At 70.0% G+C, this 26145-nt stretch carries 22 protein-coding genes and 1 pseudogene; 12 read left to right on the top strand and 11 right to left on the bottom strand.

What is annotated here, in order from left to right:
• Nucleotides 1-314 precede the first annotated feature (314 nt).
• From AMYBE_RS0138990 to AMYBE_RS0139000, 3 genes are all read right to left on the bottom strand, one after another.
• On the bottom strand, nt 315-521 hold the full coding sequence (locus AMYBE_RS0138990; protein ID WP_020664833.1) for a hypothetical protein: 207 nt from the start codon (nt 519-521) through the stop codon (nt 315-317).
• A 71-nt stretch (nt 522-592) separates the two neighbouring features.
• Nucleotides 593-1234 carry a response regulator transcription factor gene (locus tag AMYBE_RS0138995; RefSeq protein ID WP_020664834.1) on the bottom strand — a complete coding sequence of 214 codons (642 nt, stop codon included), beginning with the start codon at nt 1232-1234 and terminating at the stop codon, nt 593-595.
• Nucleotides 1222-2421 carry a sensor histidine kinase gene (locus AMYBE_RS0139000; protein WP_020664835.1) on the bottom strand — a complete coding sequence of 400 codons (1200 nt, stop codon included), beginning with the start codon at nt 2419-2421 and terminating at the stop codon, nt 1222-1224. The genes AMYBE_RS0138995 and AMYBE_RS0139000 overlap by 13 nt, the downstream gene beginning before the upstream one ends.
• Before the next feature lie 371 nt (nt 2422-2792).
• Here AMYBE_RS0139000 and AMYBE_RS0139005 point away from each other — a divergent pair, with 371 nt between their 5' ends.
• The 3 genes from AMYBE_RS0139005 (at nt 2793) to AMYBE_RS0139015 (ending at nt 8154) form a co-directional block, all read left to right on the top strand.
• On the top strand, nt 2793-3533 hold the full coding sequence (locus tag AMYBE_RS0139005) for an ABC transporter ATP-binding protein (RefSeq protein ID WP_020664836.1): 741 nt from the start codon (nt 2793-2795) through the stop codon (nt 3531-3533).
• 5 nt (nt 3534-3538) lie between these two features.
• Entirely contained in the window at nt 3539-6109 is a 2571-nt protein-coding gene (locus tag AMYBE_RS0139010) for an ABC transporter permease (protein WP_020664837.1), read from the top strand.
• 1127 nt (nt 6110-7236) lie between these two features.
• Nucleotides 7237-8154 (top strand): S1 family peptidase, encoded by a 918-nt coding sequence (locus AMYBE_RS0139015; protein ID WP_211226898.1) that lies wholly within the window; start codon nt 7237-7239, stop codon nt 8152-8154.
• A gap of 7 nt (nt 8155-8161) precedes the next feature.
• Here the strand turns inward: AMYBE_RS0139015 and AMYBE_RS0139020 are convergent, their stop codons facing one another.
• Complete coding sequence (locus tag AMYBE_RS0139020; RefSeq protein ID WP_020664839.1) at nt 8162-8902, bottom strand: IclR family transcriptional regulator; 741 nt, start codon at nt 8900-8902, stop codon at nt 8162-8164.
• Between the two features lie 120 nt (nt 8903-9022).
• Between AMYBE_RS0139020 and AMYBE_RS43100 the strand changes: the two genes are divergently transcribed.
• The 3 genes from AMYBE_RS43100 to AMYBE_RS0139035 all read left to right on the top strand — a co-directional run bounded on the left by AMYBE_RS43100 (nt 9023) and on the right by AMYBE_RS0139035 (nt 12825).
• Nucleotides 9023-10327 (top strand): MFS transporter, encoded by a 1305-nt coding sequence (locus tag AMYBE_RS43100; RefSeq protein WP_020664840.1) that lies wholly within the window; start codon nt 9023-9025, stop codon nt 10325-10327.
• Nucleotides 10324-11217: a 2-hydroxyacid dehydrogenase gene (locus tag AMYBE_RS0139030; RefSeq protein ID WP_020664841.1), complete on the top strand. Its 894-nt coding sequence runs from the start codon at nt 10324-10326 to the stop codon at nt 11215-11217. The genes AMYBE_RS43100 and AMYBE_RS0139030 overlap by 4 nt, the downstream gene beginning before the upstream one ends.
• Before the next feature lie 444 nt (nt 11218-11661).
• Nucleotides 11662-12825, top strand: coding sequence for a thioester domain-containing protein (locus tag AMYBE_RS0139035; RefSeq protein ID WP_027928484.1), 1164 nt, complete (start codon nt 11662-11664; stop codon nt 12823-12825).
• Between the two features lie 88 nt (nt 12826-12913).
• Here the strand turns inward: AMYBE_RS0139035 and AMYBE_RS0139040 are convergent, their stop codons facing one another.
• The 3 genes from AMYBE_RS0139040 to AMYBE_RS0139050 form a co-directional block, all read right to left on the bottom strand.
• Complete coding sequence (locus AMYBE_RS0139040; RefSeq protein ID WP_027928485.1) at nt 12914-13921, bottom strand: alpha/beta fold hydrolase; 1008 nt, start codon at nt 13919-13921, stop codon at nt 12914-12916.
• 94 nt (nt 13922-14015) lie between these two features.
• The gene (locus AMYBE_RS0139045) at nt 14016-16631 is read right to left on the bottom strand and encodes an AAA family ATPase (protein WP_020664844.1); all 2616 of its coding nucleotides are present in this window, start codon (nt 16629-16631) and stop codon (nt 14016-14018) included.
• A 25-nt stretch (nt 16632-16656) separates the two neighbouring features.
• Nucleotides 16657-18153: an LCP family protein gene (locus AMYBE_RS0139050; RefSeq protein ID WP_020664845.1), complete on the bottom strand. Its 1497-nt coding sequence runs from the start codon at nt 18151-18153 to the stop codon at nt 16657-16659.
• 208 nt (nt 18154-18361) lie between these two features.
• Here AMYBE_RS0139050 and AMYBE_RS0139055 point away from each other — a divergent pair, with 208 nt between their 5' ends.
• Together AMYBE_RS0139055 and AMYBE_RS46535 are read left to right on the top strand one after the other, a co-directional pair.
• On the top strand, nt 18362-19372 hold the full coding sequence (locus tag AMYBE_RS0139055) for a glycosyltransferase (protein WP_020664846.1): 1011 nt from the start codon (nt 18362-18364) through the stop codon (nt 19370-19372).
• Nucleotides 19369-19812: pseudogene (locus AMYBE_RS46535) on the top strand (polysaccharide deacetylase family protein); the annotation flags it as partial. The gene AMYBE_RS0139055 and the pseudogene AMYBE_RS46535, both read left to right, overlap by 4 nt.
• Before the next feature lie 156 nt (nt 19813-19968).
• Here the strand turns inward: AMYBE_RS46535 and AMYBE_RS45950 are convergent.
• Together AMYBE_RS45950 and AMYBE_RS0139070 are read right to left on the bottom strand one after the other, a co-directional pair.
• Complete coding sequence (locus AMYBE_RS45950) at nt 19969-20967, bottom strand: M56 family metallopeptidase (RefSeq protein WP_020664847.1); 999 nt, start codon at nt 20965-20967, stop codon at nt 19969-19971.
• 1 nt (nt 20968) lies between these two features.
• Nucleotides 20969-21337 (bottom strand): BlaI/MecI/CopY family transcriptional regulator, encoded by a 369-nt coding sequence (locus tag AMYBE_RS0139070; RefSeq protein ID WP_020664848.1) that lies wholly within the window; start codon nt 21335-21337, stop codon nt 20969-20971.
• Nucleotides 21338-21425: 88 nt separating this feature from the next.
• Between AMYBE_RS0139070 and AMYBE_RS0139075 the strand changes: the two genes are divergently transcribed.
• The 3 genes from AMYBE_RS0139075 to AMYBE_RS0139085 are packed head-to-tail and all read left to right on the top strand — an operon-like array spanning nt 21426 to nt 22965.
• Nucleotides 21426-22037 carry a DedA family protein gene (locus tag AMYBE_RS0139075; RefSeq protein ID WP_020664849.1) on the top strand — a complete coding sequence of 204 codons (612 nt, stop codon included), beginning with the start codon at nt 21426-21428 and terminating at the stop codon, nt 22035-22037.
• The gene (locus tag AMYBE_RS0139080) at nt 22034-22603 is read left to right on the top strand and encodes a phosphatase PAP2 family protein (protein WP_020664850.1); all 570 of its coding nucleotides are present in this window, start codon (nt 22034-22036) and stop codon (nt 22601-22603) included. Before AMYBE_RS0139075 ends, AMYBE_RS0139080 begins: the two co-directional genes overlap by 4 nt.
• Complete coding sequence (locus AMYBE_RS0139085) at nt 22600-22965, top strand: DUF1707 SHOCT-like domain-containing protein (RefSeq protein WP_020664851.1); 366 nt, start codon at nt 22600-22602, stop codon at nt 22963-22965. Before AMYBE_RS0139080 ends, AMYBE_RS0139085 begins: the two co-directional genes overlap by 4 nt.
• A 3-nt stretch (nt 22966-22968) precedes the next feature.
• On the opposite strand, the gene AMYBE_RS0139090 is transcribed toward AMYBE_RS0139085, so the two are convergent.
• A complete protein-coding gene (locus tag AMYBE_RS0139090) occupies nt 22969-24498 on the bottom strand; it encodes an acyl-CoA synthetase (protein ID WP_020664852.1) in 1530 nt (509 codons plus the stop codon).
• Between the two features lie 29 nt (nt 24499-24527).
• Nucleotides 24528-25331, bottom strand: a complete 804-nt coding sequence (locus AMYBE_RS0139095) for an SDR family NAD(P)-dependent oxidoreductase (RefSeq protein ID WP_020664853.1) — start codon at nt 25329-25331, stop codon at nt 24528-24530.
• Nucleotides 25332-25467: 136 nt separating this feature from the next.
• Between AMYBE_RS0139095 and AMYBE_RS0139100 the strand changes: the two genes are divergently transcribed.
• Nucleotides 25468-26082: a TetR/AcrR family transcriptional regulator gene (locus tag AMYBE_RS0139100; protein WP_020664854.1), complete on the top strand. Its 615-nt coding sequence runs from the start codon at nt 25468-25470 to the stop codon at nt 26080-26082.
• Nucleotides 26083-26145: the final 63 nt, after the last annotated feature.

Here is a 26145-nt window from a genome sequence, read left to right on the forward strand (position 1 = left end):
GGCCGCACTCCCGCTCGTTCGGAGCACCGGCGATGCTCGCGTTCAGCTCGGTGAGGTCAGCAGCTCGTCCGGAGGCAGTCGTCGAGCCCGCTGGTGTGCTGCACGAGCATCCGTACCGGAGGTCGCTGCCGCGCGGCAGCAGGCCGGGCAGGTACTGCTCGACGTGGGCGTGACCGGCTTTCAGGAGTCCAGTTCGGACACTCCGGCGGCACCGGTCCGGGAGAGTCCGTCGTGGACAGTCTGGATCTGCCCGCCAGTCGCGCCGGACGACCCGATTTCCTGGGCACCAACGGCACAGCGTTCCACCGGCGGCCTCAGTCCTTGGTCCGGGCGACGAACCGCACGATCAGGATCACCAGAAACGCCACCGCGATCCCGCCCGCGATCATCCGGAACGAGTAATCCATTCCGATGAAGCCACCGACCGAATTCGTCGCGGCGCTGGCGATGAAGATCAGCCAGAGCAGGGTAGTGACCACCGGGCCGCCGACCTGGCGGCTGCGCGAAGCTTCCTTTTCCATGCCGAGAACACTAGAAAACGCCGGTGCCCGCCGACATACCTTGAACCCCCGACTTCACGGTAGTGCCAGCGCTACCGTTTGCCGTTCAGATAGGCCAGCACCGCCAGCACCCGCCGGTGCCCATTGTCCTCGGGCAGTCCGAGCTTCGCGAAAATGTTTCGGATGTGCTTGAGCACCGTCCCGTCGCTGACCACCAGCAGCTCCGCGATGGTGGCGTTGTTGTATCCCTCCGCCATGAGTCCGAGCACCTCGCGTTCGCGGGCGGTGAGCGAGTCCAGCGGGTCCCGGCGGTGCGCCAGCAGCTGGGTGACCACCTCGGGGTCCATCGCGGTCCCGCCCTGCACGACGCGTTCCAGCGAGTCGAGGAACTTCGCGACCTTGCCGACCCGTTCCTTGAGCAGGTAACCGACCGCGCCCTTGCCGTCGGCCAGCAGTTCCGCCGCGTACCCGGTTTCCACGTACGCGGACAGCACCAGCACCGGCAGCCCGGGGTGCAGCTGCCGCGCCTGCACGGCCGCGCGCAGGCCCTCGTCGGTGTGCGTCGGCGGCAGCCGGACGTCGGTGATCACCGCGTCCGGCCGGTCTTCGCGAATGAACGCGAGGAAGTCGTCGATGTGGTCGAACGCCGCCGCCACCTCGATGCCAGACGTTTCCAGCAGCAGCACGAGACCTTCTCGCAGCAGGGCGTCGTCCTCGACGATCACGACCCGCATGGCAACTCCACTTCCAGAACAGTCGGTCCGCCGGGCGGACTGGTGAGCGTGACGGTCCCGTCGAAGGCTTCGACGCGTTTGCGGATCCCGGCCAGTCCGCTGCCCTGGGATTCGTCCGCGCCGCCCCGGCCGTCGTCGCGGATCTCGACACGCAGCGTGTCGGCGGTGCCGTCGAGCGTAATCCATGCCTGGTCAGCCTGGGCGTGCTTGGTCACGTTAGTGAGCGTTTCGGCGACGATGAAGTACGCCGCCGCCTCCACCGCGGCTGGGCGGCGCGCGCTGCTGCGGACGTCCACAGTGCACGGAATCGCGGACCGGTCGGCCAGCGCGGTCACCGCGCCGTCCAGCCCGCGGTCGGTCAGCAGCGGCGGGTGGATGCTCCGCACGACGGTCCGCAGTTCGGCGAGGGCGGCGGTCGCGGCGTCCTGCGCTTTGCCGAGCAATTGCCGTGCCCGTGCCGGATCCTGGGCGAAAAGCTGGTCGGCGATGCCGATCTGCAGCACGACGGCGGAAAGCCGGGCCTGCGCGCCGTCGTGCAGATCACGTTCGATCCGCCGAAGTTCCGCGCCGTGCGCTTCGAGCGCGGCGGCGCGGGTGGCGGCGAGTTCGACGACCCGGTCGGTCATCCGCGCGCCCGGGCGCGGACTGAGCAGTGCTTTGGCCGCCCGCGCCTGCCAGTTCGCGAACGGCACGGCCCAGAACGAGAGCGCGATCATCGCGATTCCGATCAGCGCGCAAAGCCCGGCGCTCGGCCACGAATCGACCTGGAACGCGGTCGAACTAGGGATCCCGCCCGGCACCAGCCACCAGGCCGCGGCGGTGAGGAGCTGCCGCAGGCCGCCCAGCGGCAGCGCGAAGGCGAAGATGCCGACGAAGAAACCGACCGAGCCGTGCAGCACCAGCCAGCCGAGGTCGCGCAGCGTCGCCGGATCACGGACCGGTGAACCGCTGAGGTAAGGCTCCGGAATCGGCTCGCCGAGCCGCCGCGCGGCTCGGCGGCGTTCGAAACGGAGCGGGTGGCGCAGCAGTTTCATCGCCACCGGAATCGCCGGGATCCCGACGCCGATCAACGACATCGCCGCGACGATCGCCAGCGCGAAAAAGAGCAGCATGGCAATGAATCCGGTGCCGGCGCCGACCGTGAGGTACCAGACACCGGACCACCACGTACGCAGCCGTTTCTTCACCCGGACAGTGTCCCATCGAGGTTTCCCCGGCCGCGCTGGTGGTGGTTTCCCGGCGGAGAATTGCCACGCCCCGCTGCCGATTGCCGAACTTGCCTGTCCGTGAGGGGGCCCTTGAGGGTCTTGGTGTCCGTGAGGGGACCATTGAGGGAAGCAGATTCCCTCAATGGTCCCTTCACGACCCCGGCCCCTCGCGACCCCGCCGCGCCAGGATCACCGCAACCGCCGCCAAGAAGACCCATGGGGCGACACCGCTGGAGGTGGTGGTGTCTGCGCTACCCCCAAGACGCCCGTTGCCGGGATCGTTTCGCCACCCGCGTCGCCATAGCGTTCTTCTCGACAGAGAACCTGCCGGGTGCGAGGAGCACGACGCGATGAACACAGGCGGAACCAGCGCCTTGAAGCTGGAAGCGGTACGCAAGATTTACGGTTCCGGTGATGGTGCGGTGACGGCTTTGGACGGGGTGTCGGTCGGTGTCCGGCAGGGTTCGTTCACTGCGGTGATGGGGCCGTCGGGTTCGGGGAAGAGCACTTTTCTGCATTGTGCGGCGGGGTTGGACAAGCCGAGTTCGGGCAGGGTGCTGCTGGGCGAGACCGAGTTGAGCGGGTTGCGCGAGAAGGCGTTGACGGAGTTGCGTCGGACGCGGATCGGGTTCGTTTTCCAGGCGTACAACTTGTTGCCGTCGTTGAACGTGCTGCAGAACATCACGTTGCCGATGCGGTTGGCGGGGAGGAAGCCGGATTCCCGGTGGCTGCGGCAGATCGTGGACGGTGTGGGTATCGCGAAGCGGCTGGAGCATCGTCCGGCGGAGTTGTCGGGCGGGCAGCAGCAGCGGGTCGCGATCGCCCGTGCGTTGATCACTCGGCCGGAGGTGGTGCTGGCCGACGAGCCGACGGGTGCGTTGGACACCCGCACCGCGCGCCAAGTGCTGGAGTTGTTGCGGGGCGTGGTCGACGAGATGGGGCAGACCGTGTTGATGGTGACGCACGACCCGGTCGCCGCGTCGGCTGCGCACGGGGTGCTGTTCCTGGCTGATGGGAAGCTGGCCGGTCATCTGCCGCAGCCGACTCCGGAGCGGGTCGCGGAGCGGATGACCCGTCTCGGGGAGTGGTGAGTCCGATGTGGTCGTTGGCGTGGCAGACGACGAAGTCCCGGTTGAGCGGGTTCGTGGGCGCGTTCGTCGCGATCCTGCTCGGCACCGCGCTGGTCGCGGGCTGCGGGATCCTGATGGAGTCCGGGATCCGGGCGGGGGTGCCGACGGAGCGGTATGCGGCGGCGGCGGTGGTGGTCGGCGGGGTGCAGACGGTGAAGCCGCCGGGATCGGATTTCGGCGAGTCCGAACAGGTCACGACGCAGACGACGGTGCCGGACGAGCTGGCGGCCCGGATCGCGGCGGTGCCGGGGGTGCGGCGCGCGGTGGCGGAGCGGAGCTTCCCGGCGAATCTCGTGACCGCCGGCAATCAGGTGCTGTCCGGGCCGAACGGGTCGCCGTCGCTCGGGCACAACTGGGACGCCGCGGCGCTCGCGCCGTTCACGTTGCGTGCCGGGAAGGCGCCGACGGCGGCGGACGACGTCGTCCTCGACGCGGACCTCGCCGCGCGCGCCGGTGTTTCGGTCGGCAGCACGGTGCGGATCTCGACCCGCTCCACGCCGATGGAGTTCCGGGTGTCCGGGATCGCGGCACCGGAGTCCGGTAACGGTCTTTCGCGCCAGTCGGCGCTGTTCTTCACCGGGGAACGCGCTGCCGAGCTGTCGGGGAAGCCGGGGCAGCTGCACGCGGTCGGTGTGCTGGCTGCGCCGGGCGTGTCGGCGAGCGTGCTGGAGGAGCGGATCAGCTCGGCGGTCGCCGGTTCGACGGCGACGGTGGCGACCGGGGTGGAGCGCAGCGCGGTCGAGTTCCTCGACGTCAGCCAGACCCGGACGGTGCTGTTCGCGGTCGCTGGTTCGTTCGGCGGGTTCGCGCTGCTGGTGGCGATGTTCGTGGTGTCGAGCACGCTGGCGCTGGTGATCAATCAGCGGCGGCGGGAGTTCGCGCTGCTGCGGGCGATCGCGGCGACGCCGAAGCAGATCCGCAAGCTGATCAGCGCGGAGACGATGCTGGTCGCGGTCGTGGCCGGGGTGCTCGGCGCGGGGCTGGGGGTGCTGGTGGCGGAGGGTTTGCGCCGCTCGTTCGCCGCGGTCGGGGTGATCCCGGCGGACTTCGGTCTCGCGGTCGGCCCGATCCCGCTGGCCGCCGCGTTCCTGCTCGGCCTGGGCGCGGCCCGGATCGCGGCCTGGTCGGCCGGTCGCCGACCGTCCTCGATCCGCCCGATCGAAGCGCTCGGCGAAGCAGCGGTGGAACGGCAGGAACTCGGCCGGGCCCGGATGATCACCGGGTTCGTGCTGGTGGCCGCCGGGTTCGGCGGGGCCACAGTGCCGCTGTATGCGACCGGTCCCGGTGCGCTCGCGGCGTCGTCGATGTCCGCGCTGGTGGTCGTGATCGGGCTCGCGCTGCTGGGCCCGAAGGTGGTTGCGGCGATGACGCGGGTCATCGGCCCGGTCTGCTCGGGGCTGTCGCGGGTCAGCGGCTATCTGGCCTCGGCCAACACCCAGGCCAACGCCCGCCGCCTCGCCTCGGCGGTGGCGCCGGTGATGCTGGCGGTCGCGTTCGCGATCTCGATGTTCTACAGCCAGACCTCGTCGGCCGCCGCGAACCAGGAGCAGGCGGTGCGCTCCACGACCGCGGACTATGTGCTCACCGGCACCACCGGCCGGCTGTCGCCCGACGTCGCGGCTGCGGCCCGCAACGTCCACGGCGTCGCGGCGGCGACCTCGGTGGTCGACACCGACGTGGTCACGACTGTGCAGGAGGACCGGCGGCTGCGGGTGATGAAATACGCGGCGCAGGGCCTGGACGGCGACCAGGTGCGCGGCGTGCTCGATCTCGGCGTCGTGTCCGGGAACCTGAACGACCTGCGCGGCGACACGGTCGCGATGAGCAAGAGCGAGGCTGACTGGTACGACAAGAAGGTCGGCGACGAGGTCGGCTTCTGGTTCGGCGACGGCGCCCCGGCGAAGGCGAAACTGGTCGCGGTCTACACGCACAACAACGCCTTCGGGGACTACGTGCTGCCGGCCGATCTCGCGCGGGCGCACACCGGCGACCGCATGGACAACTCCGTCCTGGTGCGCGAAGAGCCCAACGCCGACCCCGCCGCGGTGGCCGCCGCATTGCGGGATCTCGGCACTCGGTACCCGGGTCTCGAGGTGCGACCGGGGTCCACGGTCGCCGCGGCCGGTACCCCTGGCGGTCAGCAGCAGTTCTACCTGAACCTGGTCGCAGTGGGCGTCATCCTCGGCTACGTGGTGATCTCGGTCGCCAACACGCTCGTGATGAGCACCGCGCAACGCTCCCGCGAGTTCGCGTTGCTGCGGCTGATCGGCACCACCCGCCGGCAGGTCGTGCGGATGATGCGGCTGGAAGCACTCGCCACCGCCGGCATCGCGGCAGTGCTCGGCACCGTCGTCGCAGCGATCCCGCTGGTGCTGCTGAACCTCGCCCTGCGCGCAACCCCGCTGCCAGCCGGAACCCCCGCAGTCCTCGGCGGCATCGTCGGCGGCGCGTTCCTGCTCAGCCTCGTATCGCTCGGACTGTCCACCCGCATCACCCTGCGCGCCAAACCCATCGAAGCCATCGGACTCCGGGAGTAAACAAGATGCACACCGCCACCAAGCTGAAAACACTTGCGGTAGCGGCCATCAGCGCGGCCGGGTCTGGGGGCGAACTACGGTGACACGCGATTGCAGAGCTTACGGAGCGCAGCCCGAAGTACGAATAGGCAGGCGTCACGGTCGCTTCCAGCCGAATGTCCTGCCTATCGGTGAGATGCTCCGGGCAGTTCAGTTCTCCGTCGACTGTGCGGCTTCCCCGCCGAGCCGCTGGGCTCATCGGCGGAGGGGCCGGGGGCACGCTCGTGATCGGCTCGCTTAGCGGGATCCTCCCGCTGGGCTTGCCGAATGGGCATCGCCGGGCGGGGGCGGCTTGGTGGCCCGGCTTCGCTGGGTTGAGGTGGTGCCACCGGTTTTCGTCGAGCGAGCCGGGATCGGCGCGGGAGGCTTGGCGTTGCCGATCGGGGCATTGCCGCCTGACTCTGCCGGGTGGGGGAGGTGCCAAGCTGGAGCGTCGGGGAGCGTGAGGCAAGGCCCAGGTGCTTCGCCCTCGGCGCGGCACCTTCGCGACCTTGTACCGCACGCCTGGTTCGGCGGAGCGGTCGCCGCCTCCGGGGTGCCGCTCCGCCGGTGTGCCTCCGTGGGTGCCGCTCCGCCGGTGTCGCCTTGGCGGTACCGCTCTGCCGCTCGGCCGGCGCTGCTCGGCCAGTGCCGCTCCTCCAGTTCGGCCACGCCGGCCTCGCCGCGCCGGCACCGCCGCGCCGCGCGGCGCCGCTCTGCCGGGTTCGCCACGCCGCGCGGCGCCGCTCCGCCGGGTTCGCTCCGCCAGTTCCGCCATGCCGGTGCCGCTCCGCCGGTCTCGCAGTTGTCCGCCGTCCCTCTGTCGCCCGGCTGTGTCCTGCCTCACGCGCGCCGCCTCAACCGGGAAGCGTCTCGAGAGTGCTCCCCATCGACGGCGCGACGCCCGCCCAGCCGCACCCCGCACACAGGTCGCCCTGACCGCCGACAATCCCGGTCAGCGGAACGCTGGCCCGCCGCCCAGGTCACCGTTAGCATTCCGTGACTATTCTCCGACTGGGCGTGTCGGAGGCGGTACTTTCTACCCGGGTCTTAAGATTAATCGGGCACTCTCACTCATTCGGGTTAACTACTTCGCTATCTTGGTCGCCGTGGTGCACACGAAGTCACGAGTCGTCCAGCGGGCGAGCCTTCGGCTGGGCGCTGTGGCGGTGGCCACGGTGGTCGGGGCCGGGCTCGCTGGCGTCTACGTCGGCGTGCACCGGACCGCCGAGGCCGAGCCGAAGCAGGTGGCGGTGGCCCGGCAGGCCAGCGGTCCGGCGGTCAACGCCGGGGGCAACGCCGGCAACGGGGCGGGGCAGGTCGCCCAGTCGTCCGCCCCGCCGAAGTCCGCGCAGGCCGCGTCGCCCGATCATTCCACCCCGTTCAGTGCCAAGCTCTCCTCGAAGGACATCCCGGAGAAGGGCGGCGGCGTCCGCACCGGCGGCTGCAGCGGTTCGCTCATCGCGCCGGAGTGGATCATCACCGCGGGGCACTGCTTCCACGACATCGACGGCAAGCGGATCAGCGGCAAGCCCGACTACACCATGACGGTGGCGCTCGGGAAGCTCACCGATTCCGATCCGCGCGGGCATGTCGTGCAGGTCGTCGACACACGCCAGTCCGCGGTCAACGACCTCGCGCTGGCCCGGCTTTCCGAGCCGGTCACCGACATCGAGCCGCTCGCGTTGCCGGACGGGCCGCCGGATCCCGGGGAGCACACCACGTTCGTCGGCTGGGGTTCGCTGTCTTCCAAGGTGATCGTGCAGACCGATCACATCAAGCGTGGCGATTTCTCCGTCAGTTCGGTGCGCGACAATGAGATCACTCTGGAACCGCTGAAGAAGCGGACCGTCGAGAACAGCCCTTGTCCGGACGACTCCGGTTCGCCGTTCTTTGTGACGGACAACGGCAAGAACACGCTGATCGCGGTCGAGAACTTCGGTCCGGACTGTCCGCAGCCGGGCATCGAGACCGCGGCGCGGGTCGATCAGCTCGTCGGCTGGATCAAGAAGCAGATCGGCTCGTAGCCCCAGTTCAGCGGGGCAGCAGCGCGGCCAGTTCCCGTGCGGCGGCACGCAACGCCGGCACGAACGCCTCCAGCTGGGCGACCGTCAGCCGATACGCCGGCGCGGCCGTGGACAACGCGGCGATCGCGGTGCCATCCGGCGTCCGGATCGGGACGCCGACCGCACGGATGCCTTCTTCATGCTCCTCGTCCGCGATGGCGTAGCCGCTTTCGCGCACCTTCGCGATCTCCGCCTCGAACGCCGCGCGCTCCGTGATCGTGCGCGGGCCCAGCGCGGGCAGGTCGAGCGACGCGACCAGCTCAGCCCGGTGCGGCGCGAACGCGACCAGGCATTTGCCCATCGACGTGCAATGCAACGGGCCGCGCGCTCCCGGTTCGCCGCGGATCTGCAGCCGCTGCGAGCCCTGGACCGAATGGACGTACACCTGGTTGTGCCCGTCCAGCACTGCCAGCAGCGTCGGCTCGCCGGTCTCCGCGGCGAGCTGGTGCATCACCGGCAGTGCGACACCGGCGAACCCGCGCGCCTGCGAGACCGTCTGGCCTAGCTCGAACAGTCGCAGCCCCAACGAATACCGCTTCGAGATTGGGTCGTTGCGTGCGAATCCCTCGCCCTGCAGAGAGCTGAGCAACCGATGCGTGGTGCTCACCGGGTACCCGGCCTCCCGCGACAGTTCGGACAACGGAACGCCTTCGGGATGACCGCCGAGCAGGGACAGCAGCCGCAGCGCTTTGCCGACCATGTCCGCCATCGGACCCCCTTGACGTTCAGCACGCGGCGACGCACACTGCCTCTCACCGTATTGCGGAATAGCTTTCCATATTACGGAAAGCTCGTCAAGGCTTCAGGTCAACGGCGACAGGAGTACCGGATGAACAGCGTCGAAGCGCCCGGCAGGCAGCGCTGGCTGCGGCTGATCCCGATCGTTTTCGTCACCTACAGCCTCGCCTACCTGGACCGGTCGAACTTCTCGATCGCGACCGCCGGCGGGATGGCCCAGGAACTGCACCTCACCAGCGCGACGTCCGGGCGGATCGCCTCCTCCTTCTTCCTCGGCTACTTCCTGTTGCAGGTCCCCGGCGTGCTCTACGCCGACCGGCGCAGCGTGCGGAGCCTGATCTTCTGGTCGGTGCTCGCGTGGGGCGTCCTCGCGACCGCGCAGGGACTGCTCAGCTCGGTACCGGTGTTGATCGCGGTCCGGTTCCTGCTCGGCGCGGTGGAGGCCGCGGTGCTGCCCGCCCTGGTCGTGTTGCTCGCCCGCTGGTTCACCAAAGCCGAACGCGGGCGCGCCAACGCGTTCCTGATCCTCGGCAACCCGGTCACCGTGATGTGGCTGTCCGCGCTGTCCGGCTACCTGATCGAGGCGACGTCCTGGCGCGGCATGTTCATCGTCGAGGGCGTTCCAGCGCTGATCTGGGCTTTCGTGTTCCGCGCGCAGGTCCGCGACCGGCCGGCGGACACGCCGTGGCTCGACCCGGCCAGCCGGGCCGTCGTCGAACGCGCGATCGCCGAAGAACAGGCTCAGCTGCCGAAGCCAGCCGCTCGCCCGGTGCGGGACGTGCTGCGGTCCAAGGCGGTGCTGGTGCTGTCCGCGCAGTATCTGTTGTGGAGCATCGGTGTCTACGGGTTCGTGTTCTGGCTCCCTTCGATCGTCAAAGCGGGCTCCTCAGCCGGAATCGGCGCGACCGGTCTGCTCTCGGCTATTCCGTATGCCTTCGCGGTGGTCGGGATGCTGGTCAACTCGCGCGGCTCGGACCGCTCCGGGGCACGCCGCCGGTACGTGTGGCCGTGGCTGCTCGGCGGCGCGGTCGCGTTCTACGGGTCGTACCTGCTGGGGCAGCACCACTTCTGGTGGGCTTTTGTGCTGCTGGCCATCGCCGCGGTGGCGCTCTACGCGCCATATGGACCGTTCTTCGCGATGATTTCGGAGCTGTTGCCGCAGCGGACCGCCGCGGTCGCGGTGGCGGTGGTGAACGCGGCGGGCGCGCTGGGCGGCTTTCTCGGCACCTATCTGGTCGGCTGGCTCGAGAACGCGACCGGCAGCACGGCTGCGGCGTTCCTGATGCTGGCAGGGACAATGGCCGCGGCCGCGGTGCTGGTCCTCGCGGTGCCGGTGAAGGCGCCAGGGCCGGTTGCGGCGGAAGTTTCGGTGAAGGCGAAGGAAAGGCGAGTATGACTGCGCGGGTACTGGTTCCCTGGTCTGACATTTCGGTTCCCGTCGGGTTGGATGCGATGGTGTGGGACGGCCGGGGCGCGCCGCCGGACGGCCTGTCCGACGTCGAGTTCTACGTCCTGCCTTACGACCAGGGCGCGGAGCCGGCCAAATTGATCTCGCAGTTGCCGTCGTTGCGTGCGGTGCAGACGCTATCGGCTGGGTACGACAATCTGCTCGCGCTCGTTCCGGAGGGGGTCCGGCTGGCGAACGGCCGGGGCCTGCACGACCTGAGCGTCGCCGAGCACACGTTGGCGCTGATCCTTGCCTCGCAACGGTATTTCCCGCGTTGGTTCGCGCAGCAACGGAGCGGTTCATGGGACCGGGCGCACACCCGCTCGCTGGCGGACTGCCGGGTTCTGCTGGTCGGCTACGGTTCGATCGGACAGGCGATCGAGCGGTACCTGGTCGCCGGCGAGGCCGAGGTGGTGCGTGTCGCGAGCACGGCGCGAGAGGGCGTGCACGGCATCGCCGAGCTGCCGGAACTGTTGCCTGCGGCCGACATCGTCGTGCTGGTGCTCCCCGACACTCCGCAGACGCGCGGGCTTTTCGGAGCGGAGCAGCTCGCGCTGCTGCCGGACTCCGCGTTGGTGGTGAACGTTGGCCGGGGCACCGCGGTGGACACGGCCGCACTCACCGCCGAGGTCGCGGCCGGGCGGTTGCGCGCCGCACTCGACGTCGTGGATCCGGAGCCGCTGCCCGCCGAACATCCATTGTGGACTCTTGACGGGGCGATCGTCACCCCGCACATCGCGGGCGGTTCGGATTCGTTCTACCCGCGCGCGAAGCGGCTGGCGGAGCGGCAGCTCGCGCACTATGCCAAGGGCGAGCCGCTGGAGAACGTCGTCAACTGAGCACTTCCCGGACGGCGGGCTGGCTGGGCGGGCCGCGTCCGGGGGGCTGTCCGTGAAGGGCCCCTTGAGGGACTTGGATTCCCTCAAGGGGCCCTTCGCGGACGCCGGATGCCCGGCGTGCGTGAAGAGTCCCTACAGTCGGCCGCGGCCAGCGCGTCCGCTGGCCGCGGGGCGGTTCTCGGCGGGGTCTCGCGGGTGGGGTTTCCGCAGTTCGGCAGGGTCGTACGAGGTCAACCCTCCGCAACCCGATTCAGCCTTCTGACCCCTGAACGAAGGACAAAAGTGCAGTCGGGGGACCACTGACAGTGCGCATGTGAGCCCTGTGTATGCTTCGCCATCGCTTGGCTGGGTGGATTCTTCACCCGAATTGGTGGCCGCCGTGATCGGGGAGATGTGGTCTCACGCGGTCCGACGTTCGTGGTTCGGGACTTGATGGGAGAAAGCATGCACGGCAGGTCGATTCTGGTACGGGGAGGGGCCGCGACCATCGCCGCGGCTGCGGCGCTGATGATCGCCGCACCGGCCTCGTTCGCTGACGACACTCCGCAGGCGCGCAGCGGCGCGGCTGCGGGCACGGTGGTGCACGGCGGCGCTTCGGGTTACGGCGTCAACATGGTCGGCGGCAAGGACGCGCTGCAGACGACGCTGTTCAACCTGCAGCTGGCCGATGGCGGCATTTCGAAGATGTACTGCGTGCAGGTCGACGTCAGCACGACGTTCGGCGAAGAGATGACCGAGCACGCGTGGAACGACTACCCCGACCCGAAGTCGCCGTTCCGCAAGAACAACAAGAACATCAACTGGGTGCTGCACCACAGCTACCCGTCCGAGGACCCCGCGTCCATCGAGAAGACGCTGACCGGCAAGGGCGTCACGCTGCACGACGGCCTGTCCGCGAAGGAAGCGCTGACCGCGACCCAGGCCGCGATCTGGCACTACAGCGACGCGCGTGACCTCGACACGAAGAACCCGCTCGCCGGCGGCCCCGCCGACGACGCGGCCGACGTGGTCGCCCTCTACGACTACCTGACCGGCGACGCCAACACCGGCATCGACGAGACGAAGCCGGCGCTGAGCATCACCCCGGCGAAGGCGACCGGCGAGGCCGGCTCGAAGATCGGTCCGTTCACTGTCGCCACCAGCGGCAGCGTCACCGACTTCACGAGCAAGCTGCCCGAAGGCGTCAAGGTCGTCGGCGAGAACGGCGAGGAGATCAAGTCCTCGGCGGTCAAGAATGGCACGAAGCTGTTCCTGGACGTCCCGAAGGACGCCAAGCCGGGCACCGCAGAACTGGCCGTGAAGGCGGTCGGAGACGTCAACACCGGTCGCCTGTTCGTGGCGAAGGACTACGCGAACCACCCGGCGCAGTCGCTGATCGTCGCGCAGTCGCAGAAGAGCGCGGTCCAGGCCGCCGCGGTCGGCTCCTGGAGCGAGTCGGCTCCGGTCACCACGGCCCCGGCATCGACGGCTCCGGCCGGCGGCAACTCGGGCCAGACTCCGCTGGCCAACACCGGTGTGAACGCGGCGCTCCCGATCGGGATCGGGGCGGCCCTGGTCATCGCCGGCGGCGCGATGCTGCTGGTCGTCCGGCGTCGTCGCAACGCCTGACTGTCTGACGCGGCCCTGCCGTGCTGAGTCTGTGAAGGGCCCCTTGCGGGAATTCAATTCCCGCAAGGGGCCCTTCGCGGCAAATGCCTCAAAGCCGATCCGCGTCCCGTACGGCGCGCGCGAACTCGGCAGGCGCTTCTTGCGGCACGTTGTGCCCGATCCCGGTCAGCACCCGGTGGTCGTACTTTCCGGAGAACTTCCCCCGATACGCCTTCCCGTCCGCCGCCGCGCCGTCGAAATCGCTGCTGAGCGTGATGGTCGGCTGCGGCAGTATCGGGCCGGTGAACAGCTTCTGCTCCAGCTTGTCGTACTGCGCCTCGCCGGCCGCCAATCCGAGGCGCCACCGGTAGTTGTGCACCACGATCGCCACGTGGTCGGGGTTGGCGAACGACTGGGCGGTCCGCTGGTAGGTAGCGTCGTCGAACGCCCAGCGCGGCGAGACGGTCTTCCAGATCAGTTTGTTGAACTCGTCCCGGTTCCGCGTGTAGCCCAGCACGCCCCGGTCGGTAGCGAAGTAGTACTGATACCACCAGCCCAGCTCCGCGGCGGGCGGCAACGGCTGCTTCTGCGCCTCGACATTGGTGATCAGGTATCCGCTGACCAGCACCTGCGCTTTGACCCGCTCCGGCCACAGCGCGGCAAGCACCGCGGCGGTCCGCGAGCCCCAGTCGAACCCGCCGAGCACCGCTTTCTGGATCTTCAGCGCGTCCATCAGCGCGATGATGTCCGAGGCCACCGCGGACTGCTGCCCGTTGCGCATCGTCGCACCGGACAGGAACGTCGTGGTCCCGTATCCGCGCAGGTAGGGCACGATCACCCGGTACCCGTCCTGTGCGAGCCGCGGCGCGACGTCGACGTAGCTGTGGATGTCGTAGGGCCACCCGTGCAGCAGGATCACCACCGGACCGTCCGCTGGGCCGGCTTCGGCGTAGCCCTGGTTCAGCAACCCGGTCTTGACCTGCTTCAGCGGCCCGAACGAGAGGTGCCCGGCCGGAGCGGGCGGTGGGGCCGCCGCCGTCTGCGCGGAGCACGCGGCGAGCCCGGCCGAAGCCATCCCCGCTGCGACCGCCTGCGTAAACCGTCTCCTGCTGATCATCGGGACCACTCCTGAAGCGCTGTCGAATCTGTCCTTCGACAGTAAGAAGCGGCCCGCGGAAAGCGCGCCCGTCAGATGACGCTGACGCGGTACGTCACCGGTCCAGTGCGTCCCGCAGCTCGGTTCGGGAGGTGATTCCCAGCTTCGGGAAGATCCGGTGCAGGTGCGTGCTCACCGTCCGGTGCGAGAGGTAGAGCTGCTGCCCGATCTCCCGGTTGGTCAGCCCTTCGGCGGCCAGCCGCGCGATGTTCAGCTCGTGTGCGGTGAGATCGGTATACCGGTCGCGCTCCGCCGCCGAGGCGACGGTCTCGCCGGTCGCGCGAAGCTCTCGCGCGGCCCGTTCGCTCCACGCGAGCACGCCCAGCGCGTCGAACGTTTCCTTCGCCGCTCGCAGCAGCGGCCGCGACTCGGCGGCCCGTCGTTGCCGCCGCAGCCATTCGCCGTAGGCCAGTTGCACCCGCCCGCGTTCGAGGGGCCAGCCGGTGAGGTCGGCTTCCAACGCGGTCCGGAAGTTCTCCTCCGAAGAGGACAGCACGGCTCGGGCATAGCGCAGTCCACTGTGGAGCGCGGGGGAAGTCGTCCGGGCGGTTTCCAGGCTCTGCATCAGTTTCTGGCCCTCGTCGACCCGGTCCGCGTGCACTGCCGCTTCCGCCAGCTCGGCGAGGAGGTAGCAGCGCAACCCGAACTGGTACGCCGGATCGGCTGGATCGTGGACCCGCAGCAGAGCGGTTACCGCGTCCGCGTGCCTGCCTTGGCCGAGTGCGACGAGACCGCGGGTCAGCTGCACGGTGGCCAGCACCGGGCGTGCCCCGGCGGCAAGCCCCACCGCTTCCGCTTCCGCGGCAAGCTTTTCCGCCTGCGAGTAGTCCCCGCGCAGTGCGGCGATCTCCGCCTGCACCGCCCGCGCCAGTCCGGAGACGTATGGCTGCCGGGTCTCGTGCCCTAGTTGCCCGGCCTCTTCCGCAGCCACCGATGCTGCCGGGAGGTCACCCAGCCGCGCCAGGCTATACGCCTGCACGCCGAGCGTCCGTGCGAGCAACCCGAGACGGCCTTCGGCGCGCAATCCGGGTTGTGCTCCGGCGGCGAACCGGGCGGCCAGATCGAACGCGCCGACCTGCATCGCCGCGCTGGCAAGAAAACGCAGTACCTGCGGAACGGCACCAGACCGATCGAGATGGCGCAGTGCGGCGATCACGGTGTCCCCGCGCCGAAGCGGGTCGAGATACGCGGCGATGGCGACCATGCGCGGATCGTCGGCGGGAACCGGCAGCCGGTCGGCCACCGCGATCAGCCGTTCCCGGTCCGCTGCCCCGGGTTCGACCCAGAAGCACCGCATCGCAGAACCCCAGAAGATCCGGATGGCCAGGTCCAGGTCGCCGTCCGCGGCCACTTTCGCCGCGAGGTCGGCCAGCTCGCCCGGACCGGCGACGCCCTCGCGGACGCCGTCGTCGAAGCCGGTCGGGAGCCAGGTCGCGAGCGCGCGTTGCCGAGGCGTGAGCGTGACTGCGGCGGCTTCGGCGAGCAGCCGATCTACCGTTTCGCGCTGCCCCGAATCGACGGCCAGCTCGGCCGCGAACAGCAGCCGATCCGCGCGGCGTCTCTGGTTTTCGCTCAACCGCGCCGCTTGTTCCAGCGCCGCGATCGCAGCCGCGACGCCACCCCGGCGGCGCGCCGATCCGGCTGCGGCGTCGAGTTCTTCCGCCACCGCTTCATCGGTGCCGACAGCCGCCGCGGCACGGTGCCAAACCCGGCGTTCCGGTTGTCCGGCAAGGGTTCCGGCTAACGCGTGATGCGCCGCTCGGCGCTGCGCCGCGGTGGCCGCGTTCGCGATCGCGGACCGCATCAGCGGGTGCCGGAAGACCACGTCCGCCGGCCCCGCCTCGACCAGCGAGGCGGCCGGAGCCAGCACCTCGAGGTCGGCGGCGGCCGCCTTGAGCGCTTCCGGCAGCGAGGTGCTGTCGTTGAGTGCGGCGATGAGCAGGCAGCGCCGCGTGGCGGCTGGCAACGCGGCGGCCCGGTCGGCGAACAGCTGCTCCAGCCGCCCGGTGCCGGAGTGGGGCATTTCCTTCAGCGCCAGCGGATTCCCGGCTGCCTCGGCCAGGATCCGAGATCGCTCCGGTCCGGGCAGTGCCGGCGCGATCGCGTCCAGCAGCTCGCCCGCGGGCGCGTCCGGAAGGCGGGGAAGCGTCAGCGAAGGCAGACCGGTGAAAGCGGACGGCGCGTCGTCGCGCTCGGTCAGCAGCAGCAAAACCGGTTCCGAGTCCAGCCGGCGCGCGACGAAGGCCAGGACGTCCCGGCTGGCGGAGTCCAGCCAGTGCGCGTCCTCGACGATCAGGACGAGCGGGTTCTCCGCGACCAGATTCAGCACCGCCAGGCCGACGAGATACGGCTGCGGCGGCTCGCCGTCGCTGAGGCCGAGGGCGGTTCGCAGCGCATCCCGCTGAGCGGCGGGAAGACCGTCCGCCTCCCGGCGGAGCGGGTAGAGCAGTTGATGCAACCCGGCGTAGGGGAGGTGGCGCTCGGACTCCGTACCGACGGCGGTGAGCACTCGCAGCTGAGCCATCGCCAGCGCCGCCGAAGCGTCGGCGAGCAGCGCGCTCTTGCCGATGCCCGCTTCGCCGCGGACGACCAGTGCGCCGCCGCGCTGGCCGATTCCGTCGATCAACTCCGCCAGCTGCTTGCGTTCCAGCTCACGTCCGAAGAGGGCCATCATTCCGCCTGGTCGGCCAACCGGTCTAGTTGACGCAGGTTACCCCGTCCGCGGTGATGTCCGGAGCCGCGTCCGGCCCGGCGGCCTGCACCGGGGCGCCCTGCGTCGGGGCGACCGGTGCGGAGGCCGGGTGCAGGCTGGAGTCGTCGGTGTACTTCTGGCCGAGGTAGACCCGGAAGTGGTTCTTGTCCAGCGTGGTGTCCTGCGCGATCTCCACTCCGCCGAGCTTCTCGGCGAGCTGCTGCGCCTGCTCGCGCGTCCCGCGTCCGTAGTAGACGGTCGAGGTGCGCCGGGTGCTGCTGTTGGTCACCGTGCCGCGCTGGTAGCCGGCCGCCGTGAGCTTGTCGGACACCCGGTTGGCGAGTCCGTCCACTCCGGACGAGTTGCGCACGTCGACCACATAGGACGCCAGTGCCGGATCGCCGGAAGCCGACGAGGGCGGCGCGCTGGACGAAGACGACGAGGGAGCGGACTGGGCGCCGCCGGTCTGCGCGCGGACGAACTGCTGGATCTGCTTCGGGTCCACCTGCACGGCGTCGCCGTCGTTCGGGGTCTTGAGCGTGATGCTCACGACCGGCACGGTGACGAAGTTGATGTCGCCCGCGTTCACCCCGTGCAGCTGCTGGGCGAAACCGAGCAGGTCCCAGTTGGTGTCGACGACGACGGCTTTCTTCACCGCGCCGATCAGATCGTCCAGCTTCCCCGGGTTGGCCAAGGTGCCCGCGGACAGGATGGTCTTGGCCATGCTGGCCATGAACACCTGCTGCCGCTTGATCCGGTCCAGGTCGCCGTTGAGCAGGCCGTGCCGTTGCCGGACGAACTGCAGCGCCTGCGCGCCGGACACGTTCTGCGGCCCGGCCTTGAAGTCCGCGCCCGAGTAGGAGTCGCGCACCGGCTGCTTGAGGCACACCGGCACGCCGCCGACGGCCTGGCTCACGTAGTAGAAGCCGGCCAGGTTGACCGCCGCGTAGTGGGTGATCTTGAGGCCGGTGAGCTCCTGGACGGTCTCGATCGCGGTCTTCGCGCCGGCCTGTGCCGAGTCGTTCTCCAGCTGGGCGCCCGATTCGCCCTGTGCCTTCAGCTTGTTCTTCGCCGCCGTCTGGCCGTAGGTGTAAGCCGAGTTGATCTTGTGCTTGCCGAACTTGTCCGGCAGCTGCACGTACGAGTCGCGCGGGATGGAGAAGGCGGTGATGTTCCCGCCGCCGGCCGGGATGTGCACCACGATCATCGTGTCGGTGGTGTCGCCCCCGTCGTCCGCGCCGCCCGCGTGGAGCTGGTCCAGCACGTCCTGCGGCAGCGGATTGCCCTGCGCGTCGGTGCGCGTGTCGAGGCCGACCATCAGGATGTTCTGCTCGTCCAGCGGCGAGCTCGCGTCGCCGCTGATCACGTCGGACCGGTTCAGGCCGTCGGTGAGCCGGTGCAGCGTCGACCAGGCGTACGCGGTGCCGCCCAGGACGAGCACTGACACGACGGCCAGGGCTACCTGGGCGACGCGAAGCGCACCGGAGGTCTTACGACGCATCGGGTTCCTCTTCCTGCCACGGCCGGTGGTCGAAAGACCCACGGTAGCGGGCGTCTCACCCGGCCGGGTTACCGCTTACCCCAAAGCGCGGCCAGGCTGCCCGCGAAGGCGGACGGACGGTGCACGACCGTGCACCGCCCCGGCTCGACTCTCATTCTACATGTCTGTAGTTTTACTACAGTCGTGTAGTAGTCGAGAGGGGTGCCGGATGGCCCGCGTGCTGATCGTGTCCGCCCGGGTGGGGGCCGGCCACGACGGTGCCGCCAAGGAGCTGGACCGGTGGTTCGCCGGCCGCGGCGCCGAGGTGGTCCGCGCCGATTTCCTGGATCTGCTGCCAGGCCGCACCGGTGAGCTGCTCTGCGGCGCGTATCACCAGCAGCTCAACACCGTGCCGCGCAGCTGGGACTGGCTGCTCAGCGCGCTGGGCACGCCCGTGCTGGCCGGTGCCGCCCGCCGGTTCGCCGGCCTCGCGACGCCCCGGCTGCGGGAACTGCTCGCCGAGGACACCGACGTCGTCGTCTCGACCTACCCGCTGGCCACGCACGCGGTCGCCCGGCTGCGCCGCTCCGGCGAGCTGACCGCGCCGTTGGTCGTCTACCTCACCGATCCGTCGGTCCACCGGCTTTGCGTGAGCTCGGAAGCATCGCTCACCGTCGCGCCCAACGAAACCGCCGCCCGTCAGGCCGAAGCGCTCGGCGCACCGCGCACGCTGGTCTCGCGTCCGCTGGTCGCTCCTGCCTTCCGGCCGTGCACCAGCCTGACCGAACGGATGCGGCTGCGGCTCGAATTCGGTCTGCCCCGAGACGGCGCGCTCGCTCTGGTCGTGGCCGGCTCCTGGGGTGTCGGCCAGATCGGCCAGACCGCCGCCGACCTGCTCGCGACCGGCCAGGTCGAGCCGGTGGTGGTGTGCGGGCGGAACGAGGCGCTGGCCGAACGGCTGCGCGAGGCCGGGCACCGGCACGTGTTCGGCTGGGTCGACCGGATGCCCGAGCTGATGCGCGCGTGCACCGTCGTAGTCCAGAACGCGGGCGGACTGACCACGTCGGAAGCACTCGCGACCGGGCTGCCGGTGCTCACCTATCGCTGCCTGCCGGGACACGGCCGGGCCAACGCGGCGGTGCTGCACGACGACGGGATCGTGCCGTGGGTCCGCTCGCCGCAGGACCTGACGGAGGCACTGGAGTGGCTGTTGCGCCGTCCGGTCGAGGTGGCCGGATGATCCGCGGACTGGCGGCTGCCGCCGTCGCGCACGCGGCCCCGGCGGCGTTGTTCGTGCCGCGGTTGCGCCCGCCTCGGCTTGCCGGGCGCGGTCACCCGAACCACGTCGCTCTCACCTTCGACGACGGCCCCAACCCGAACTCGACCCCGCATTTCCTGAAGGCGCTGGACGAACTCGGCGTCCGCGCCACCTTCTTCGTGCTCGGCCGCGAATTGGCCGCAGCGCCGGAACTGGGCCGGGAAATCGCCGCCGCCGGACACGAACTGGCTGTGCACGGCTGGGACCACCGCTGTTTCCTCCGCCGCTCGCCGAACGCGCTGCATGCCGAACTTCAGCACACCGCCGACCTGATCAATCTGATCACCGGCACCCGGCCGCGCTGGCTGCGTGCCCCGTACGGAGTGTTCAGCGCCAGCGCGCTGGTCTCCGCGCGCCGGCTTGGTCTCCGGCCGGTTCTCTGGAGTACCTGGGGCTTCGACTGGACCAGCCATGCCACTGCGCGCTCGGTCGTCCGCAACGTCTGCCGGAGGCTGGACGGCGGCGGCACGATCCTGCTGCACGATTCCGACGTCGCCGCCGCGCCTGGAGCGTGGCGATCAGCGCTCGGCGCACTCCCGGTGGTGGTGTCCGAGTGCCGGATGCGCGGGTACCAGGTCGGCCCCCTGCGGGACCACCAAGCAGGCGGCCTGCGCCGTCTCGATGCCGGAGTGCAGGTCGGTGGCCGCGTCCAGAGTGCAGACGGCGGACCAGGCGCAGGCGCCGAGAACGACCGCGACAGCAATCGCGGCGAGCGGGCGGCGGCGCGTACCCGCTGACGGCGCGGTCAGCAGGGCGCGCACGCGTTGCGGAACTGGCCCGCCGGTCGCGGCGAGCGCGAGCGAGGGCCGGTGGTTGCCGGCCAGTGCGGCCTTCGCGACTGCGGTGGCGACGAGTTTCCGGTCGCCGACCCGGTCCGCGGCGGCTTCGTCCGCCCAGCGTTCCAGCGAGAAGCGGGCTGCTGAGCCGAGTGGGCGCAGCACCGGGTTGACGGTGGTCGCGACCGTGACGACGGCGGCGAAAACGTGATGCCGCAGCCTCAGGTGCGCGCGCTCGTGGGCCAGCAGCGCCCGGCGTTCTTGGGGCTCCAGCACGGCGAGCATGCCGCTGGACACGGCGATCCGACCGCCGTTCCCGGCGACCGCGAACGCGACCGGCTCCTCTCCGGGCAACAGTACGATGCCCGCCTCGCGCGTGTGCAGATCCAGCTCAGCGTGCACCTTCCGGTGCCAGCGGACGTACTGGATCGCCGTGCGGGTCAACGCTGTCGCGGCCGCGACCAGCGCGAGCCCGCTGACGATCGCCAGCGGCAGGTTCACCGCGTCCGCGCCGCGGAACGCGACCGCGGAGAAGTCGCCGAGTTCGCCGACCAGCGGCAGCTGCGCCAAGCCCGCGGCGGCGAGCACGGCGAGCGTCGCGGTGCTGCCGACGGCCAGCACCAGCGCGGAGCCGGTGAGCAGCCAGCTGCCCAGTCGCGGCGACAGGCGGGGCGCGACCCAGCGCGCCACCGGCCAGGAGGCGAGCGGCAGCAGCAGCGGAGCGAGCAGGTCGAGGTTCACGTCAGCCGCCGTTGCGCAGAAGGTCGCGCAGTACGCGCTCGTCCGATTCGGAAAGGTTCGACACGAACCGGGCGAGCACGCTCGACCGGTCCGCTTCCGCGTCGAGCACCTTGCTCATCCGGCGCGCGGCGAGCCCGGGCTCGTCGTCGGCGGCGCGATAGGTGAACGAGCGGCCCTGCTTCTCCCGGGTGGCCACGCCCTTCTCGAACAGCCGGGACAGGATGGTGACCACGGTCGTGTAGGCCAGTCCGTCGCCGAGCCGCTTTTGCACGTCGGCCGCCGACATCGGCTCGCCGGATTCCCACAGCACCGCCAGCACCTCGGCCTCCAGCTCGCCGGGCGCACGCCGGGTCCCCTCGCCTTTCCGCATGGGGGAAATTCTACCTGCCTGTCGAAGCCGCTCGGCTCGCTACTACGTTCATGTAGAATTTCGACAGATATGTAGTAGAAGGAGGGGCATGGGGAGCCTGCTTGACCCGAAATTGCTGCTGGCGACGTTCGGTCCGCTCGGCGTTTTCGCGGTGATGTTCGCCGAGACCGGCCTGCTCGTAGGGTTCTTCCTGCCCGGCGACTCGCTGCTGTTCACAGCGGGCGTGCTCGCCGCGTCGGCCAAGCTGCACCTCTCGCTGCCGGTGGTCATCGTCGCCGCGGCTGCGGGCGCGCTGCTCGGCGCGCAGACTGGCTATGTGCTCGGAAAACGCGGCGGCAGCGCATTGCTCACGCGGGTGCGCAACAAACACCTGCACCAGGGCGTCGCGCGCGGTTCAGAACTGCTCACCCGGTACGGACTGGGCAAGGCGGTGGTGCTGGCGCGGTTCATTCCGGTCGTCCGCACCGTGCTGAACCCGCTCGCCGGCATCGCCGGGATGCCCGCCGCGCGGTTCGCGCTGTGGCAGGTGCTCGGCGGTTTGCTCTGGACGGTCGGGGTCACCCTCGCCGGGTACGCGCTGGGCGCGTCGGTGCCGAACATCGACACCTATCTGCTGCCGATCATCGCCCTGGTGGTGTTGGCGTCGCTGAGCCCGCTGCTGATCGAGTTCGTCCGCTCCCGCCGGAGCGCGGCCCGATGATCGACGCCGGCCTCTACCGCGACATCACGGATTTCGCCTGGTCCCAGCAGTGGTTCGCGGGGATCGCGACGACCTTCACCGAGTACGGCGTCTTCCTGATCGTGCCGGTGATCCTGGCGCTGCTCTGGCGGGCGCGCACTCGTGGCCCGGCGGAGCTGGCGGCCGCGGCGTGGGTGCCGATCGCGGTCGCGGTCGCGCTGATCGTCGACACCGTGCTGAAATCGGCGGTCGCCGAGGTCCGGCCGTGTCGCGTCGTGCCAAACGTGCACACGCTGCTGCCTTGCGACGCGCCGACGGACTACGCGTTTCCGAGCAATCACACGGTGATCGTGGCGTCGTTCGCGGTCGCGTTGCTGCTGGTGCACCGGAAGTGGGGGATCTGGGCGCTGGTATTCGCGGTGCTGATCGGTATTTCCCGGGTGTACGTCGGGGCGCACTACCCGCATGACGTGCTGGCCGGGTTCGTCGTCGGGGCCGCGGTCGCGTCGCTCGGGCTGCTCGCCCGGGTGCCGCTGGAGAAGATTGCGGTCCGGCTGCTGCCGGTGATCCCAGGGAGAAAAGCGTGAGCGAAGACCATCCCGTCCGCTGCTCCGACGCGGAACGCGAGCAGACCACGCAAGCCTTGAACGAGGCGGCCGGCGAAGGCCGGTTGAGCCTGACCGAAGTGGAAGAACGGCTCACGATCGTCTACGCCGCGCGGTACCGGCACGAGCTGGCCGCCGTCGTCGCGGACCTGCCGTCGCCCGCGCCGCAGCAAGGCTGGCCGCCGCTGTTCCTGCTCGGGCAGCAGCTGGCGGGCGGCCTCTCGGCGCGGCGGCGGCTGGCGGCCGCGGCACTGGCCCTGCTCGCGCTGTCGATGATGATGTTCATGGCCGCGCACGGATTCGTCGACGTCAGCCATCACCTTCCCCATCGCTTCGGCCCGTAACGGTCACGACGTCAACCGCGCCCGCACGTCCGTTTTCAGCACCTTCCCCACCTTCGAGCGCGGCAGATCCGGCCAGACGTGCACTGCTTTCGGCGTTTTCACACTGCCCAGTAGTTCCTTGACTGTGGCTCGCAGCTCGTCCTCGGTCGCGGTACGGCCCTCGTGCAGCTGTACGACGGCGGTCACCTGCTCGCCCCACTTCTCGTGCGGCAGTCCGATCACCGCGCAGTCCCGCACCGCCGGATGGGTCATCAGCGCCTGTTCCACCTCGGCCGAATAGACGTTGAACCCGCCAGTGATGATCATGTCCTTGGCCCGGTCCACCACGTACAGGAAGTTGTCCTCGTCGAGGTAGCCGATGTCGCCGGTGTGGTGCCAGCCGTGCTTGCTCGCTTCCGCGGTCGCTTCCGGATCGCGGTAGTACCCCGGCATTACCAGCGGTCCGCGCACGACGATCTCGCCGCGTTCGCCGTAGGGCAGCAGCGTTCCGTCTTCGGCCATGATCGCGACCCGGGTCAGCGGCGTCGGCCGCCCTGCCGAGGTGAACCGTTCGCGGGCAAGGGAACCGTCCGCGTGGAAATGGTCGGCCGGGGACAGCGTGGAGATCATCATCGGCGCTTCGCTCTGCCCGAACAGCTGGCCCAGCACCGGTCCGATCCGGTCGATCGCCTCCTCCAGCCGGGTCGCGGACATCGGCGCCGCGCCGTACCAGAGGCAGCGCAACGAACCGAGATCCGCGGAATCCAGGCCGGGATGGTCGAGCAAAAGGTAGATCAGCGTCGGCGGGAGGAAGGTGTGCGTGATCCGGTGCTTGCCGACCAGCGCGAGGAACTGCCCGAGATCCGGCGCGGGCATCACCACGATCTCGCCGCCCAAGGTCAGCACCGGGAAACACAGCACGCCCGCGGCGTGGGTGAGCGGTGCCAGCGCCAGGTAACGCGGCCGCGGCGAGAACGGGTAGCTCATCAACGTCAGCGCGGTCATGGTTTCGACGTTGTGCCCGGTCAGCATCACCCCCTTCGGCCGCCCGGTGGTGCCGCCGGTGCCGACGAGCATCGCCGTGTCGTCCGGCGGATCTGCTTGCCACGGCTCGGCGGACACGTCGGCGAGCCAGTCCTCGAACGGAATCGCGCCGTCGAAGGCGCCGTCCAGGCACACCACGGTGGCGAGTTTGGGCAGTTGCCCGGCGATGCGGGCGACGAGCGGTGCGAACGACTCCTGCACGAGCAGGCACGTGCAGTCGAACAGGTCCAGCAGTTCCCGGTTCTCCGCCGCCTCGTTGCGCGGGTTGACCGGGCACCAGACCGCCCCTGCGCGGCTGATGCCGAATACGCAAGCGAACGACATCGGATCGTTCGCGGACAGGATCGCCACCTTGTCGCCCGGCCGCACGCCCGAGCGGGCGAGGGCGCGGGCGACGCGCCAGGACAGCTGCTGGACCTCGCCGTAGCTCAGCGATTCGCCGGCCGCGGTCAGACACGGGGCCGACGGGCCGAGCGAGGTGCCCTTGTCGAGGTAGTCGGTCAGTCGCACCGCTCGTCTCCTTGCTCAGGGGGACCGATCTACATGCCCATGCCACCGTCGACCGGCAGACCCGCACCGGTGATGAAGCGGGCGGCGTCCGACGCGAGGAACACCACCGCGTCCGCCATGTCGGCGACCTCGCCGAGCCGTCCGGCCGGGGTCTGCGCGACGACCGCGCCGATCGCTTCCTCGATGCTGGGGAACAGCCCGACCTCGACCACGTCGCTGGCCAGCTGGTTGCCCATCTGAGTCGGGACGAGACCCGGGTACACGCAGTTCACCCGCACGCCGTAGCCGAGCTTCCCGGCCTCCATCGCGGCGACCCGGGTCAGCCGGTCGACCGCGGACTTCGTGGCCGAGTAGCCGGCGATGCCGGGGAACGCGATGGTCGCGGCCACCGAAGCGATGTTGACCACCGAGCCGCCGCGCCCGGCCGCGCCGCCCGGGCGCATCGCGCGCAGCGCGTGTTTCACGCCCAGCGCCGTGCCCAGCACGTTGACCTCGAGCATCTTCCGCACGTCGGCCGGGTCCAGGTCGACGACCAGCCCGGTGATCTCGACGCCCGCGTTGTTCACGACGATGTCGAGCCCGCCGTGTTCGCCGACCACCGCGTCGATCGCCCGCGCCCAGTTCTCGTCGTCGGTGACGTCCAGCCGGACGAACCCGGCGCTGGCCCCGCTCTGCTTGATCGCGTCGGCGGTCTGCCTGCCCAGGTCCTCCTGGACATCGCCGATCACCACTGCCGCGCCCGCCTTCGCGAGTGCCTCGGCCATGCCCTGGCCGAGACCCTGTGCGCCGCCGGTGACCAGCGCGGTGCGCCCGGTCAGGTCGTACGAACCCATCGACATCTCCTCCTTGAGACGTGCTTGCGAGACGCGCCGGCTGTGCGGCGTAGGTCACACCGTAGCCGGTTTTGGACAGTCGTCAAGTTTTTCTTGGACACTCGTCAAGAAAACGCTTCGCGCTAGACTGCCCGGTGTGACCCAGGCGAAGGAGCGCATCTCCCGCCGCGCCGTGGACAAGTTCTCCCAGCGGCGCGAGCAGCTGGCCGAGTCCGCGCTGCAAGCGCTGGCCGAGCTGGGTTATGCCCGCACGAGCCTGCGTGAGATCGCCCAGAAGTCGGATTTCTCGCACGGCGTGCTGCACTACTACTTCGCGGACAAGGTCGAGCTGCTCACCTACGCGGTCCGCAAGTTCGAAGAGGTCTGCGTGACCCGCTACGACGATGTCGTGGCGGCCGCGGATTCGGCGGAACAGCTCGTGCGCGGCTTCGGCGCGGCGATGGCGGGCACGCTGCGGGCGGACGCCGCGATGCACCGCCTTTGGTACGACCTGCGCAACCAGAGCCTGTTCGAGGAGTCCTTCCGCGCGGACGTGCTCGACATCGACGAACAGCGCCAAGCGATGATCTGGCGCGTCGTACAGGCACTGGCCGAGTTCGCCGGCCGGCCGCCGCGAGTGTCGCCGGAGGTCGCGTACGCGACGTTCGACGGGCTCTTCCAGCGCGCGCTGCTGCACCAGCTCGCCAGCCGGTCGGACGCGGCGGACGCGCTCGCGGCCGACGCCGAGGCCCTGCTGCTCCAGTTCGTCTGACCCCGCCCGAGTGACAAGATCCCGGTTCGCGTCCGGCCCCGTGGTTAGGATGCGGTCGAGGAG

The organism is Amycolatopsis benzoatilytica AK 16/65, assembly GCF_000383915.1.
Taxonomy (GTDB): domain Bacteria; phylum Actinomycetota; class Actinomycetes; order Mycobacteriales; family Pseudonocardiaceae; genus Amycolatopsis; species Amycolatopsis benzoatilytica.